General features: G+C 50.1%; 11 protein-coding genes. 6 read left to right on the forward strand and 5 right to left on the reverse strand.

Translation table 11 applies throughout. From position 1 onward, the window contains the following. Positions 1 to 8 precede the first annotated feature (8 nt). Positions 9 to 764, forward strand: a complete 756-nt coding sequence (locus A1sIA79_RS01465; RefSeq protein ID WP_095674477.1) for an SDR family oxidoreductase — start codon at positions 9 to 11, stop codon at positions 762 to 764. On the opposite strand, the gene A1sIA79_RS01470 is transcribed toward A1sIA79_RS01465, so the two are convergent. Beyond that, entirely contained in the window at positions 761 to 2,197 is a 1,437-nt protein-coding gene (locus tag A1sIA79_RS01470) for an aminotransferase class I/II-fold pyridoxal phosphate-dependent enzyme (RefSeq protein WP_095674478.1), read from the reverse strand. The two genes, A1sIA79_RS01465 and A1sIA79_RS01470, sit on opposite strands and share 4 nt — an antisense overlap. A 71-nt stretch (positions 2,198 to 2,268) precedes the next feature. Here A1sIA79_RS01470 and gabT point away from each other — a divergent pair, with 71 nt between their 5' ends. Further along, a complete protein-coding gene (gabT, locus tag A1sIA79_RS01475) occupies positions 2,269 to 3,609 on the forward strand; it encodes a 4-aminobutyrate--2-oxoglutarate transaminase (protein WP_095674479.1) in 1,341 nt (446 codons plus the stop codon). A gap of 89 nt (positions 3,610 to 3,698) precedes the next feature. After that, complete coding sequence (locus tag A1sIA79_RS01480; protein WP_150122971.1) at positions 3,699 to 6,308, forward strand: helix-turn-helix transcriptional regulator; 2,610 nt, start codon at positions 3,699 to 3,701, stop codon at positions 6,306 to 6,308. A 6-nt stretch (positions 6,309 to 6,314) separates the two neighbouring features. Here the strand turns inward: A1sIA79_RS01480 and tgt are convergent, their stop codons facing one another. Both tgt and A1sIA79_RS01490 read right to left on the reverse strand, forming a co-directional pair. Further along, on the reverse strand, positions 6,315 to 7,565 hold the full coding sequence (gene tgt / locus A1sIA79_RS01485; protein ID WP_095674481.1) for a tRNA guanosine(34) transglycosylase Tgt: 1,251 nt from the start codon (positions 7,563 to 7,565) through the stop codon (positions 6,315 to 6,317). A gap of 31 nt (positions 7,566 to 7,596) precedes the next feature. After that, entirely contained in the window at positions 7,597 to 9,561 is a 1,965-nt protein-coding gene (locus A1sIA79_RS01490) for a M13 family metallopeptidase (protein WP_190277071.1), read from the reverse strand. A gap of 63 nt (positions 9,562 to 9,624) precedes the next feature. Here A1sIA79_RS01490 and A1sIA79_RS01495 point away from each other — a divergent pair, with 63 nt between their 5' ends. Continuing rightward, a complete protein-coding gene (locus A1sIA79_RS01495; RefSeq protein WP_095674482.1) occupies positions 9,625 to 10,107 on the forward strand; it encodes a MarR family winged helix-turn-helix transcriptional regulator in 483 nt (160 codons plus the stop codon). A 45-nt stretch (positions 10,108 to 10,152) separates the two neighbouring features. Here the strand turns inward: A1sIA79_RS01495 and A1sIA79_RS01500 are convergent, their stop codons facing one another. Next, a complete protein-coding gene (locus A1sIA79_RS01500; RefSeq protein ID WP_095674483.1) occupies positions 10,153 to 10,590 on the reverse strand; it encodes a hypothetical protein in 438 nt (145 codons plus the stop codon). A gap of 336 nt (positions 10,591 to 10,926) precedes the next feature. After that, positions 10,927 to 11,742, reverse strand: coding sequence for a 3-methyl-2-oxobutanoate hydroxymethyltransferase (gene panB / locus A1sIA79_RS01505; protein ID WP_095674484.1), 816 nt, complete (start codon positions 11,740 to 11,742; stop codon positions 10,927 to 10,929). An 89-nt stretch (positions 11,743 to 11,831) separates the two neighbouring features. Between panB and A1sIA79_RS01510 the strand changes: the two genes are divergently transcribed. Beyond that, positions 11,832 to 13,499, forward strand: a complete 1,668-nt coding sequence (locus A1sIA79_RS01510; RefSeq protein ID WP_095674485.1) for an NAD+ synthase — start codon at positions 11,832 to 11,834, stop codon at positions 13,497 to 13,499. Between the two features lie 63 nt (positions 13,500 to 13,562). Further along, the gene (locus tag A1sIA79_RS01515; RefSeq protein ID WP_095675459.1) at positions 13,563 to 14,855 is read left to right on the forward strand and encodes a glutamine synthetase family protein; all 1,293 of its coding nucleotides are present in this window, start codon (positions 13,563 to 13,565) and stop codon (positions 14,853 to 14,855) included. Positions 14,856 to 15,258 lie beyond the last annotated feature (403 nt).

Below are 15,258 nucleotides of genomic sequence, written 5' to 3' on the forward strand. Positions count from 1 at the left end.
TCTACCCCATGAGCACACGTGAATATGCAGTCATTACTGGAGCAAGTAGTGGAATAGGCGCGGCAACAGCGCGATTACTGGCAAGCAATGGTTATCACGTGATTGCCGCCGCGAGGCGTGCAGATCGATTAGCTGCCCTTGCGGCAGAAGATCAGAACATCGAAGCTTTCACGCTCGATGTCACTAAGCAAGAGTCAATCGATTCACTCACTGCGCATTTGCAAGGAAAGCCAGTCTCCATTCTTATCAACTGCGCTGGTGGCGCCTTTGATGCAGATCCAATCAATGACTCCGATCCGGAAATTTGGAAGAAGACATTTGATATCAATGTTGTGGGTTCTGTGCGGATGATCAAAGCAATGACCCCACTGATGCAGGCATTTGGTCGTGGGCATATCGTGATGATTTCATCAACTGCCGGACATCGCGTCTATGAAAATGGTGGAAGTTATGTGGCGGCAAAGTTTGCGGAAACTTCCCTCGTTGAAACCCTTCGCCTAGAACTTAATGGTCAACCGATTCGCGTGACAGAGATTGCTCCTGGAATGGTTAAGACAGATGAGTTTTCAACGGTGCGTTTTAAAGGTGATGCTGAGAAGGCGGCGAAGGTTTATGAAGGTGTCACCAGGCCGTTGGTGGCTGAAGATGTGGCAGAGGCAATCAGATGGTCAGTGATGTTACCAAGTCATTTCAATGTCGATTGTTTAATGATTAGACCGGTGGCACAAGCTCAAGTGCATAAGGTGTATCGACAACCGCTTTAACTTCTCTTCACGACTCGATACTTGGCAAGTGTGGGATCAGTTGCATAGGCGATGCGAACGCCAGCAGCGCGGGAGGCCCCTAAGCCCTCAACAATCTGTTGGGTAAGAATTTCACCGGGTGCAACAACTGCAACTCCTGGTGGATATGGCGCAATCAAATCTGCTGAAATACACCCGATGGCATCATGGGCGCTGACCAACTCGGTCTCTGCAAAATAAGCATCACGCATAGAAATTGCGCGCTGTGGCACAACAGACCAACTCAGCGCCGTTGCGCTCTCTCGCCGTTGTTCTTGGCTGCGCTTTAGAATCGGAATTAACACATCTGCCAATCGATCAAAGTCAGCTCTGGTATCGGCAATAGTGCCAAGAAAGACAATCGTGTCTCGATCGGCCATCTCCACCCGAATTCCTTCAGCTTGTAGATCTTGCTCAATCTCAACTCCGGAAGCGCCCAGCTGCTGCACGCGCAGAACTATCTTGGAAGCATCAAAGCGGCCAGCTGGAAAATCTTGCGGATAGAGAAAGATAGGCAGGGCGAATTCTGCTTGCACCAACTCTTTAAAGTGGTGAACATTTTTAAGCAGGGCGCCGATTAACTCTTCCCCGCGAGTTTGCAGCAGTGCGCGCACGCCATCGATGGAAGCTAGTGGGGCTCCAGCTGGTGAAGTTGTGTGGGTTGTTTCAAAGCTTTGTTCCAAACGTTCTGCGCTAAGCAACGTGGTGCGGGCAAGTAAGAGTGCGGAGGCGCTATAACCAGGCAGGGCTTTATGTGTACTAGTGATCAGGGCATCAGCACCTAATTGAAATGCATGTTGTGGCAGGTGTGGGTGAAAACCAAAGTGTCCGCCCCATGCGGCATCTAAAATAACTGGGACCTTTACTTTGTGTGAAAGTTCAATCAGCGCCGGCAGATCTGAGATTGTTCCTAAATAACCTGGCTCGGTAAGCAGCACCGCAATTGGTTTCTCACTCAAAGCTTTTGCAAGTTCGCCAGCTGTAATTCCGGTGGGAACACCTGTTGCACCATCAATCTCGGGTGACATCCAGATTGGCTCAAGGCCAGCAAGAACAAGTGCGCTTAAGACTGAGCGGTGGGCGGTTCTAGATACAGCGACCTTATCGCCGGGCTTTCCTAGTGCGAAGATGATGGCCTGGTTTGCATGAGTGGAACCACCTGTTGAAAAGCGTGCGTAATCTGCGCCCCACAAGGTAGCCGCCAGTGATTCAGCCATCTTCAATGTCTGATTCGTTAACTTAATTTCATCCAAGCCGCCATATAAAGGTGTATCTGCATCCACCACAGCACCTAAGTCGGCATCTAGCGCGCTCGCCTTCTGCTTATGTCCAGGAATGGTGAAGGGAGTTCTGGTGCGCTCGAAGTAGGCGAGGTAGGCATCAAGTAGCGGTGCGCTATCTCTGAGGCTGCTCATGTGGCAAGCCTAACTCTTAGTCAGAGCTGGTGAGGTCTGCGGGTAGCAAATGCGGGGCTTAGAATTAGGCCATGACATCACAGGATCGACTCCCACAAACTCGTCATCTGGTCACAGAAATTCCTGGGCCAAAATCGACTGCCGCGATGGCGCGACGCAAAGAGGCTGTTTCTGGAGGACTAGGAACTGCGATGCCGGTCATTGTTTCGCGCGCACACGATGCGATTATTGAAGATATCGATGGCAACCGAATTATCGATCTCGGCGCGGGTATTGGTGTTGTCACCGTAGGAAACGCCGCACCTCGCGTTGTAAAAGCTGTGCAAGAAGCAGTGGAGAAATTCACTCACACCAACTTCACCACTGCTCCATATCTGGGCTATATCGAAGTCTGCGAAGCCCTCAATCGTTTAACTCCTGGAAAATTTGCGAAGAAGTCAATCTTGCAAAACTCAGGAGCAGAAGCGGTAGAAAATGCAATCAAAATTGCCCGTCACTACACAAAGCGCCCAGCAGTTGTTGTCTTTGAACACGCTTACCACGGCCGCACAAACCTAACCATGGCCCTTACGGCAAAGAACTTGCCATATAAAGATGGATTCGGTCCTTTTGCCAATGAGATCTACCGAATGCCAATGCCATATTCCTATCGCTGGCTTGGAAATCCCGACACCATTGCGCAAGACGCACTCGATATGGTGATCCATAAAATTGAGAAAGAAGTGGGAGCACATAACGTTGCCGCCATTTTGATTGAGCCAGTTCTTGGCGAGGGTGGATTTATTGTGCCACCAGTTGGATTTATGCCAGGGCTGCAGAAGTTTGCAACCGAGAACAAGATTGTATTTATTGCCGATGAAGTGCAATCAGGTTTTGCTCGCACGGGCAAAATGTTTGCCGTTGAACATGAAGGCATGGAGCCGGACATGATCGTTTCGGCTAAGGGAATTGCTGGTGGACTGCCACTAGCTGCAGTGACTGCTCGCGCTGAAATCATGGATTCATCACATGTGGGTGGCCTCGGTGGCACCTATGGTGGAAATCCGATTGCCTGCGCCGCAGCACTTGCCGTGATTGAAATGATTGAAGAAGAGAAGTTAGTCAAACGCGCAGCCCACATCGGTGACATTCTCTTTGCTGCGCTGAACGCACTCAAGGCGCAATATCCAATCATTGGCGAAGTCCGCGGACGAGGCGCAATGGTTGCAATTGAATTAGTTCATGCTGGAACAAAGGATCCCAACCCGGAGGCGATGGCAAAGGTGATTAAGTATTGCCAGAGCAAGGGCGTGCTGATCCTAACCGCCGGCACCTACGGCAACGTGATTCGCTTCTTGCCGCCAGTTGTCATTACAGATGAGCTATTAAAGGATGCACTTGGGGTATTAGCCGAAGGCTTTGCCTCGCTCTAGCTTCTTTGTGGATTAATCACCGCAGAACCTCACCCCAGAAGGGGTGATTTCTTCTTCACAATCGCCTCCGCGTGCACCACCCTTTACTCATGGCGAAGGTGAAAGGTGAGGCTCTCACCCAATTCGAGGTGACTTCCGGGGTGACCCGCTCTCGCACAGTCATTCCCACCCTTCCCCCTAATTACCTTTCTCGCAAACACCTATTCAATTTGTTACAACATCCTGCACCTCAAACAACTGTGGTGTTGGCCCCTGCCGGATATGGAAAAACTTCCCTGGTTGCAGAGTGGGCCAATACGCAGCGAGATCGCGTTATCTGGGTAACTCTTACCGAAAGTGATTCACTGGAGGAGATGTCCCAGATTTTCATTCAAGCAACTCGCAATGTGATTCCAGGTTTTGCAAGCTGGTTTGATGACGAGCCTGGAATTCGCCCGGTAGAAAATGTGCGCCGTTGGGGTAATGAGTTGATTGCAACAGATAAGGATTACATTTTAGTAATCGATAATCTACGTCAGCACACGGCTAGGGATGTTGATATTGCCGTAAAGTTAATTGAACAATTCCCACCAAATTTGCAATTTATTACGATTAGACGAGATTCGATTGAAACCGTTTATGCAACATTTGCTTCTCGCGGACCGCTGGCAATCGTGGGCAAGAGTGAATTGGCATTTTCAGAGAGCGAGATTCAAGCGCTCACAAGTCAATATTCAATTGATATGAATAATCCCAGAGTTAAATCTTCGCTGAATGCAGCCAAAGGGTGGCCAGCAGCTGTTTCGATGATTGCCCATCAGATTTCTGGCAGTGGTTCGGAAATTGATTTTGAAAAAGTCCTGGCCTCGCAATCAAACCCATTGCGAGTCCTAGCTTTGTCAGTTCTTGATAGGCTCCCAGCCTCTCTGCGGACAAAGTTGCAATCCTTGAGCATTGTTGGCGAATTTAGCCATGAATTAGCGCAGATTATTCTTGAAGATGAATATTCATATGACGAGATCAACCAATTTGCCCTGGATGGCAACATCTTCTCCCAGACCGGATCTCCAGAAGTTACATTTGAATTCAACTCAATTTTTCGCGAGATTCTGCTCTCCGAACTTCGGGCAGATAAATTTAGAAAAATGCGCAAACATGCAAAACTTCTGCAATTTCATGAGCATCGAAACGAACCGAATTTAGCGCTAGAACACGCATACCTAGCTGAGGATTATGAAAAAGTAGGCGAGATTTTTCCAGATGCTGCCCGCATCCTGCAGGCAACTGGCAAAGGGCGAGAGCTAATAAGGTGGTCGATTTTTGCTGGCGATGCATCTGAACTTGGCTTGTTAAAACGAGCCACCGTTGAAATAGCGGGTCGGCTAGCTAACCTGGAATTTTCAGAGGTATCGAACATGGCAGATCAGATGAACCTCGATGCCAAAGGAACAGATTTGGAAGGTTTCATTAGCCAACTCACCCACGGTGCTAAGGCTTATGTGAATATATCGCAGGCGAAATTTGAAGAATTTAGCCAAGACTTTTCATTGGCGATGCAACCGGCCAATAGCCCACTGATGTTAGGTGCCGATGAGCAGCTGGCGCTCCACAGATTGGCTGCAACCCATGCCTTCATGCTCAGCCAGACATCAGAGCTAGAGCGGATTTTTGAGGAAGCAAAGGCGCTAGTCAACTCTTCAAAAATTTCGCAAAACAATCTCATGCTTATGTCAATTAGCGCAATGGTCCAACTAGAACTGGGTGACTACCGACGAGCGTTTGAAGTTGCCCAAAATTGCAGTATGCAATTTACCAAGCTGGGTTATGTCGGAATCTTTGGGCCACTGGAGTCACTCTTTGTCATCGCTAGATGTCAACGTGAATTCTTGCGACATCGCGAAGCAGATGAGCGGTTCGAGCAAATCAAAACCCTGGCCGAGGGATGGAAACAGTGGCATTGGTATTTCATGGCAGAGGGAAGTTTGGCTAAAACTATGGCGATGCAGGCAAATGCGCGCGGCGCCGTTGAAGCAATAAATGGCATGCGCCGGAAAGCTTCAGAGCTGGCCTATTCGAAAGGAATTGAAACTCTCATTGATGTAGCCGAGTTCAGTGTGCGCTATGAGATAAAAGATTACGATCGACTCTCAGCACTTTTGCAACGTGTGCCTGAACTCCCACAAGTTCAACTCATCAAACTGGCACTGACTCGCCACGGGAACAAGGGCAACTCAATTGATATTGCTGGTTCCCTGCCCGATAAAACTCCGAGAGAGCAGATAGTCAAACATCTTGTCATGGCTGGAGGGGTAATAAACCAAGAGCGAGTGGCCCTGATTGAGATGAAGAAAGCCCTTGATATTGGCTCGCGCGTGGGGGCTAAGGAGATTTTCTTGCGCCAATCAGATGAGATGGGAAACTTAATTTTGAAAATCGCAAGTGAGAGTCCCACTGTGTATCTAGAAGATCTAGCTGCCAGCGTGGCCGAAAAGATTAAGAGTCGGCGTGCCGGGTCTTCCGAATTTTCAGCACCACTGACTAAGCGAGAATTGGAAGTATTGCGTCATCTATCAACAGATCGCCCAATTAGTTCTATTGCAATCACACTTCACATCTCACACAACACGATGAAGACACATTTAAAGAATCTCTATCGAAAGATGGGCGTTGATGGCCGGGTAACGGCCGTGGAAAAAGCGCGAGCAAACTACATTCTCTAAGTCCTACTAGTCGCGCGACTGCCCCGATTTATGCTGATAACGGCCCATAAATTCTTTTTTCATATCCTGAAAGTTTCCATCAAGTAGAGCCTGTCGCATCTGATCAACTAAGCGCACGATAAATCGTTCATTATGAATTGTGGCCAGGGTGCCAGCAACCATCTCTTTGGCACGAAAGAGATGGCATAGGTAGGCGCGGGTGTAATGCGTGCAGGTATAGCAATCACATTCATCATCAATCGGATTAAAGTCACGGATAAATGGTTGATTAGAGACGTTAAAACGACCTTCCATCGTATAGACCGCACTGGTGCGGGCAATGCGCGATGCCAGCACGCAGTCAAAGGTATCGATTCCGTTCTCCACTCCAACAAATAAGTCTTCCGGGGCGCCGATGCCAAGAAGATGTTTCGGTTTCTCCTGCGGCAGCGTTGAATTCACCCAGCTCACAATTGTGCCCAGTGAATCTTTATCTAGCGCCCCACCAATTCCAAAGCCATCGAATTCAATTCCAGATGAACTCATGGTCCCCAGATCACCGGCCGCTTTCTTGCGCAAGTCTTCATACTGGGCCCCTTGAATGACGCCAAAGAGTGCTTGATATGGCTTTGCTGTGCGGGCATCGGTTAATTTCTTATGTTCATCCAGGCAGCGAATAGCCCAGTCATAGGTGCGAGACATGGCCAGCTCTTGATAGGGGCGAGTGTTATGCAAAGTGGTGCACTCATCGAATGCGAACATAACGTCGGCGCCCAACTTATGTTGAATCTGCATAGAGATTTCGGCGGTAAAGCGGTGCATCGAGCCATCGAGGTGGCTCTTAAAGGTAACGCCCTCATCATCAACATGGGCCAGTCGTTCTTTATTCTTTGCAATCACTTGATCAGAGCGGAAAGTCTGCGCATCCATCGCTAAGACCTTTTTAAATCCCACACCGAGTGAGAGCACTTGAAAGCCACCGCTATCGGTAAAAGTTGGCTTATCCCAATTCATAAATGAACCAAGGCCGCCGGCCTCATCTAGAACATCAGGGCCCGGTTGTAGATAGAGGTGATAAGCATTTGCCAGCAGGGCTTGCGCCCCGAGGTTCTCCATCGCCTCTGGCAGAACTGTTTTCACCGTTGCTTTGGTGCCAACCGGAATAAAGGCGGGGGTCTGAATCTGCCCATGCGGGGTGGTGATTGTTCCGACGCGCGCTAAACCAGAGTCGGCGGCGTGGTTGATCTCAAAAGCGAAACCGTTTGTGGGTTTATTCATTGGGGGCCACCATTAGGTAAGTGTGGCAGAGCTACCAAATTCGCACACGCTCGTGCTCTGCCAGCCAGAGTTCATCGCTCTGACTGACACCGAATGCTTGATAGAACTCGGGCACATTGCGCACGATCTGATTACAACGAAATTCATCCGGGGAGTGTGGGTCAGTTGCAATCCGGCGACGGACTTCTTCCGGGCGGTTCTTATTGCGCCAGGAGTGGGCATATGACAAGAAGAATCGTTGTTCACCAGTGAGTCCGTCAATGACTGGACTTTGCGCACCGCCCAGAGCTAATTTCCATGCCTTATATGCAATCGCCAGGCCACCGAGATCACCAATATTTTCACCTAAAGTAAAGGCGCCATTGACGTGGATATCGGGGGTGCTTTCAGGGGATAAGGCATCGAATTGTTTGACGAGTGCGGCGGTGAGCTCTTCAAATTTGCTGCGATCTTCATCGCTCCACCAATCGACCATATTTCCATCACCATCATATTTGGAGCCTTGATCATCAAAGCCATGGCCTATTTCGTGGCCAATAACTGCGCCAATGCCGCCGTAGTTAGCTGCGATGTCGGCTGCTAAATCAAAGAAGGGTGGCTGCAAGATTGCCGCCGGAAAGACAATCTCATTGGCAAGTGGGTTGTAATAAGCGTTCACAGTCTGCGGGGTCATATGCCATTCATCGCGATCAACCGGTGCGCCAATCTTGGCGATGGCGTAGGCATGATCGAACTCGGCGATTCGCCATAAGTTGCCAATCAGATCACTGGCAGAAATTTCTAAGGTGGAGTAGTCGCGCCACTTATCGGGATAACCAATCTTGGGGGTGAACTTAGTCAGCTTCTCCAGCGCCTTTTCCTTCGTTGCCGCTGACATCCAGGGCAGGTCAATAATGCTTAGCCGATAAGCCTCAAGCAGATAATCAACTAATACCTTCATCTCACTCTTTGCCTTTTCCGAGAAGTGCTGTTCGACATAGACCTTGCCGATGGCTTCACCGAGTGCGCCTTGAGTGACAGAGACGGCGCGCTTCCAACGATCGCGAATCTGTGGCGTGCCAGAAAGGGTCTTGGCATAGAACTCAAAGTTCTGCTGCACGATGTCATCGGTGAGAAATGCGGCGCTGGCCGATACCAGATTGAGTTTGAGCCAGGCCACCCACGAATCGCGCTCGCCAGAAAAGTCACCAAGTAGGGCAGAGACGGATTCAAAGAAGGATGGTTCACAAACGACCAGGGATTCAAAAGCTTTCGCTGGCACTTTGGCGTGCTCGGCCCAGAGGTCGAATAAGAAGTGTGGGGCAAGGCTTTCTAGCTCGGCGCGGCTGTATTTGTTATAGGTCAGAGTTGCATCGCGATCTTTTACTTGATCCCAGTGATGACTAGCTATTTTTGTCTCCAGTGCCAGGATTTGTGCACCCACAGTGGCGCCATCTGCAATTCCCACAAGTGCGCACATCTTGGCCGCATGCTCCACAAAGGCGCTTCGAATCTCAGCAAATTGATCTTCCCGGTAATAAGACTCATCGGGTAGCGATAGCCCGCCCTGGCCGAGATAGAGAATATTGGTATCAGAATCCATCGCATCGGGATAGATGGCTGCGCCAAAGATTCCGCCAATGCCACGCATTTCAAGTCTGGCCATGACTGAGATAAATTCGTGCAAGTTGGTGATGCCATCGATGGCGGCTAAATCTTCGACGATGGGCGCGATACCGCGGGCTTTAATGGCATCGGTATCCATAAAAGATTTGTAGAGGTCGCCAATTTTCTGCGCCTCACCTGTGCCAGTTGCGCTCTCGATGATCTGTCGAACCTGGGCCTCGGCGGCATCATGTAATTTGCGAAAGATGCCATCACTAGATCGGTCATCCGGCATCTGATACTCGGTAATCCACTTTCCGTTGTAGTGACGGAAGAGGTCATCTTGTGGACGCACCTGTGGGTCGAGGGCAGAAGTTTCGATTCCAGATTTCACCGGGCTCATGAGTTCCATTTCATCGTGTGTAAAAGTAGTTGAAAGTTCAACTTTGTCACTAAAGAGCGTACTATTGCCGCTATGGCAGGGCAAAACGCTACAACACCGCGCTGGCTTAATGCTGCCGAAATGAAGGCTTGGCGCCGATACATCATCGCTAGCCGCCGGTTACTTGAAGCACTCGATTTAGATCTTGCTAGCCATGAGTTATCGATGGCCGACTATGAAGTCTTGGCCCAACTCAGTGATGCCCCGGAGCGCAGGATGCGAATGAGTGAGCTGGCAGATGTTGCCATGCTCTCGCGCTCGCGCCTTTCCCACCGGATCAAGGTGATGGAAAAGGCCGGCTGGGTAAAGCGAGAGGCCTGCCCGGAAGATAAGCGCGGCTACTTCGCGGTCATGACCGCCAAGGGGTGGAAGGCAATTGTTTCTGCTGCCCCGGACCATGTGGAAAGTGTGCGCACTAGGTTTGTTGATCACTTAACAAAAGAAGACCAGCGAGTGTTATCAGAAATATTTGAACGAGTAACGCATTCCCTGAAAGCCAATCCACCAGCAGAATGAAAAACCCCGCCAGTTACCTGGCGGGGTTTTTTATAAGTAAATGAATTACTTAGCTGCTGCCTTCTTACGACGACGGCGCTTTGGAGCAGCTGCTGGAGCTGCTGCCTTCTTCTTACGACGCTTTGGAGCAGCCTTCTTTGCTGCTGCCTTCTTACGACGCTTTGGAGCAGCCTTCTTTGCTGCTGCCTTCTTACGACGCTTTGGAGCAGCCTTCTTTGCTGCTGCCTTCTTACGACGCTTTGGAGCAGCCTTCTTTGCTGCTGCCTTCTTACGACGCTTTGGAGCAGCCTTCTTTGCTGCTGCCTTCTTACGACGCTTTGGAGCAGCCTTCTTTGCTGCTGCCTTCTTACGACGCTTTGGAGCAGCCTTCTTTGCTGCTGCCTTCTTACGACGCTTTGGTGCTGCTGCCTTTACGGCAGCCTTCTTACGACGCTTCTTAGGCGCTGCTGGTGCAGCTGCCTTCTTACGACGCTTTGCAGCCATCTGTTTTCTCCTAATCGGAAGGGTTCGGATCCGTCACCCAAACCTGTTTCGTGGATAAGTGTGACGGAATTTTGAAAGAAATACCACTACATAGTGAGAAATATTTCAGTGCGTGTCGCAAATTATTTTTTAATAATTTCTATGCATCTGCGCAAATTTGGCAGTGATTTTTTCTACGAATGTAAGAAATTTGATTGAAAATTTAAGAATTTTCCAGATTTTTGCGATTTTGGCGGCCCTTCGCCACGAATTTCTTGGATCCGAACTCGAATTTTCGCAATTTCGGGCAAAAAAACGACCTCATTGGCAGAAAAAGTGCCGGTGAGATGGCCTTGTCTAGTGAAAGCTCTGCGCCTCAGTGGGAAATGCTCCGGTGCGAACTTCGCTAGCAAACTCTTGGGTAGCAGCTAGTAATTCCTGGCGCAGATTGCGATATGCCTTGGCAAGTTTGGGTGGATTGGCGGTAAAGCCAGCCATATCTGTCCAGACTAAAACCTGGGCATCGCATTGCGCGCCGGCGCCGATTCCGATGGTGGGAATGGATAAAGCTGCCGTAATTCTGGCCGCCAATTCGGCCGGCACAAGTTCTAGCACGAGGGCAAAAGCACCTGCTTTTTCGAGGGCAAGTGCGGCCTCCAACATGGCATCGCCATCGGTGCGACCCTGCACTCGATAGCCGCCTAGTTGATGAAGTGATTGCGGAGTAAGGCCTAGGTGGGCCATGACCGGAATGCCAGATGAAGTGAGTTTTTCAACGGTTGCAATATGTGCACCTTCTAACTTCACCGCCATCGCACCGGCCTCTTTGAAAAATCGGGTAGCAGTTGTCAGTGCTTGTTCGGGGGAAGCTTCATAAGAACCAAAGGGCAGATCTGCCACGACCATGGCGCGCGCGGATCCGCGTACTACTGCTCGGGTTAAGGGAATCAAATCATCAACCGTGACCGGAATGGTGTTCTCTTCGCCGAGAAAATTATTGCCGGCGCTATCACCGACGAGTAGTACTGGAATTTGGGCCTCATCAAAGATCGATGCCGTGATCTGTTCATAGCTGGTGAGCATCGGCCACTTCTCACCGCGCACCTTGGCTGCGCGCAGATCAAGGATGGTCACGCGGCGATGGGAGGCGCCACCGTAAAGGGTTGTACTCATTATTTCTCCTGCCTCGAAGCCGCTTGGCGCGGTCCCCGGGTCAAAAACAATGGTACCCCTGACACGCAACTGGGCGATAATCTTGAACAATGAAGTTGCGATTGGCCCTGGCGCAGGTGAACCCAACGGTCGGCGACCTCGCGGGTAATGCCGCGGTGGTTGTTAAATGTGCCCACCAGGCGCAGCTAGCTGGCGCCCACATTGCGATTTTTCCAGAGATGGTTCTGACCGGTTATCCGGTCGAAGATTTAGCGCTCCGGCCATCTTTTCAAGTAGCAAGTAAGAGCGCACTGGAATCACTAGCGCGCCAAATCAACCCGCAGATTGTCAGCATCGTTGGCTATCTCGATCACCTAGCTGGGCGACCACAAAATATGGTTGCAGTTATTGCTGGGGGTGAAGTAAAAGCCCGCTATGCCAAGTGCCACCTACCTAATTACGGCGTTTTTGATGAGTATCGCAATTTTGTTGCCGGAGATTCCACGCTGGTGGTGCGCATTCATGGCGTTGATGTGGGCATCGCAATTTGTGAAGATCTCTGGATCGATGGTGGCATCACCACTCAACTCGCAGCGCGCAAGCCTGGACTTGTCATCGTGCCCAATGGTTCACCCTTTGAGCGCGCTAAAGATGATGTGCGTTTAGAACTTGTTACCCGGCGCGCTGCCCAAATGAACGCACCACTTGCCTATCTCAATATGACCGGCGGCCAAGATGATTTAGTTTTCGATGGCGACAGTATTGTGGTCGACAAAGCTGGTGCACTGATTGCTCGTGCTCCACAATTTGAAGATGGCGTGATGCTGGTAGATGTCGAAGTTTCCACGACAACATCGAAGCCCGATGTCATCATTTCGGAAAGCCCGGTAGAAATTGCTCAGCCACTGATTCCCGGAATCGCACAGCGCCTTGGCGATGAAGAGCAGATGTGGAAGGCCATTGTTGCGGGGCTGCGCGATTATGTGACCAAGAACGGATTTACCTCCGTCCTACTTGGTTTATCTGGCGGCATCGATTCTGCCGTTGTGGCAGCCCTGGCTGTTGATGCCTTGGGCCCAGAGCATGTGCACGCGGTTGCCATGCCAAGTAAATATTCTTCCGAACATTCCATCGCTGATGCGCAAGCGATGGCCAGTGCCACCGGCCTTGGTTTTCGCGTTATTGAAATACAGAAGATGGTCGATGCCTTCACTGGCCAAGTCGAACTGAGCGGACTTGCCGAAGAGAATGTACAGGCGCGTGTGCGCGGCACCACTCTGATGGGACTCTCCAATCAGAATGGCCACCTGGTGTTAGCAACCGGAAATAAATCAGAGCTGGCATGTGGGTACTCCACGCTCTATGGCGATGCCGTCGGTGGCTATGCCCCGATTAAAGATATTTATAAGACCGATGTTTGGGCACTTGCTCGTTGGCGCAATCGCGTTGCAATCGAAGCCGGCGAAGTTGCTCCCATTCCGGAGAACTCCATTACGAAGGAGCCATCGGCTGAACTTCGACCTGATCAGAAAGATTCTGATTCCCTACCTGAATATGAATTGCTAGATCGAGTCCTTAAGGCATATGTCGATGAAGACCTAGGACACGATGCCCTGATTGCAGCAGGCTTTGATAAAGAGTTAGTAATTCGAGTAATTGGCATGGTCGATCGGGCCGAATACAAGCGCCGCCAATATCCGCCTGGCACCAAGGTCTCCCAGCGTGCTTTTGGTAAAGACCGGCGCCTGCCAATGACAAGTAAGTGGCGCGAACTCTAGTTTTGTAACATGGGCGTAACGTGACTTTGGCACGATGTGACCATGTCCCCAGATAGTGAAAACATGAGCAAGCAGCAAGAGTTCGTCCTGCGCACGGTGGAAGAACGCGATATTCGTTTTATTCGCTTGTGGTTTACCGACATTCTTGGCACCTTGAAATCTGTTGCCATTGCACCGGCCGAACTTGAAAATGCATTTGAAGAGGGAATCGGTTTCGATGGTTCTGCCATTCAAGGCTTTGCTCGCGAATTTGAATCAGATATGTTGGCAAAACCTGATCCGGCAACTTTTACAATCTTGCCCTGGCGGGCAGAGGCACAAGGCGCTGCTCGTATGTTCTGTGACATTACTTTGCCTAGTGGGCAAGCATCCCCGGCCGACCCGCGCAATGTTTTGCGCCGCACCTTAGCGAAAGCTGCCGAGATGGGTTACACCTGTTACACCCATCCAGAAATTGAATTCTTTCTCTTCACCTCACAACCGGAAAAAGGCGTTGCACCTGTTCCAGTTGATCAAGGCGGCTACTTCGATCACACACCAGCAGTTGTGGGCCACGACTTTCGCCGGCAAGCAATTACCTTGCTGGAAGCAATGGGTGTCTCAGTTGAATTTAGCCATCATGAAGGCGCTCCAGGACAACAAGAAATTGATCTTCGTTATGCAGATGCTTTAAGCACTGCCGATAACATCATGACCTTCCGTCACGTGATTAAAGAAGTGGCCCTTAACCAAGGCTTCTTTGCCTCCTTTATGCCCAAGCCATTTACCGAACATCCTGGTTCTGGAATGCACACCCACGTCTCACTCTTTGCAGGTGAAAAGAACGCTTTCTATGATGACAAGGCTGAGCTCAATCTCTCTGCTGTGGGTCGCCAATTTATTGCCGGTATTTTAAAGCACGCTGCTGAAATCACAGCCGTCACAAATCAATGGGTCAACTCTTATAAGCGCTTACAAGGTGGGGGAGAAGCACCTTCCATTATTAACTGGGGCCACAATGATCGCGGAGCGCTGGTGCGCATCCCGATGTATAAACCAAATAAAGAGAATTCCACCCGAATCGAATTCCGTTCACCAGATTCTGCATGTAATCCATACCTTGCCTATGCCGTGATGTTGGCAGCAGGGCTGCAAGGTATTGAGAAGAAGTATGTGCTGGAAGCTTCCACTGATACGCAGCTGCTTCCATCAAATCTGGAAGAAGCAATTACAGTGATGGAGAAGAGCGAACTCGTGCGCCAGACCCTAGGTGAGCATGTCTTTGATTACTTCCTGCGCAATAAGCGCTCTGAGTGGCAGGACTATCGCCGCCAGGTGAGCGCCTATGAGTTAGATCGTTATTTACCTGTTTTGTAACTCTTAGTAATAGAAATCAGAATTTTGCTACAACCAGGAGATTCTTTTCCAAGGTTGACGCCAAGTTACCCAGTTACGTAGAAAGATTCTGCTAGAAATAGCCCATCCGGAGAGCATCTGCCCTCCGGATGAGTGTTCGGTTCAAGCACTTGGTGGAGGCTCGCCGTTTATGCGGCGGGCTTTCCTTTTTTCAATAATTTCAAAAATAGATTTGAATATCTCAAAAAGGAATCTCAGTAATAAAATTACTGATTCCACTTCGTCCTCCTCCCTCGTTATGCACTCTTTGTGCAATCTCTGGCTAGTTGCCAGAGAGAGTTAGCGAGGAAGCAGCCGTTGGCTCACAAGAAGCCTTCGATGAGGGAGTTGAAGCGAACAGGCGGAGAATATTTCGATTAGCCAT

This window comes from Candidatus Planktophila versatilis (genome assembly GCF_002288105.1).
GTDB lineage: Bacteria > Actinomycetota > Actinomycetes > Nanopelagicales > Nanopelagicaceae > Planktophila > Planktophila versatilis.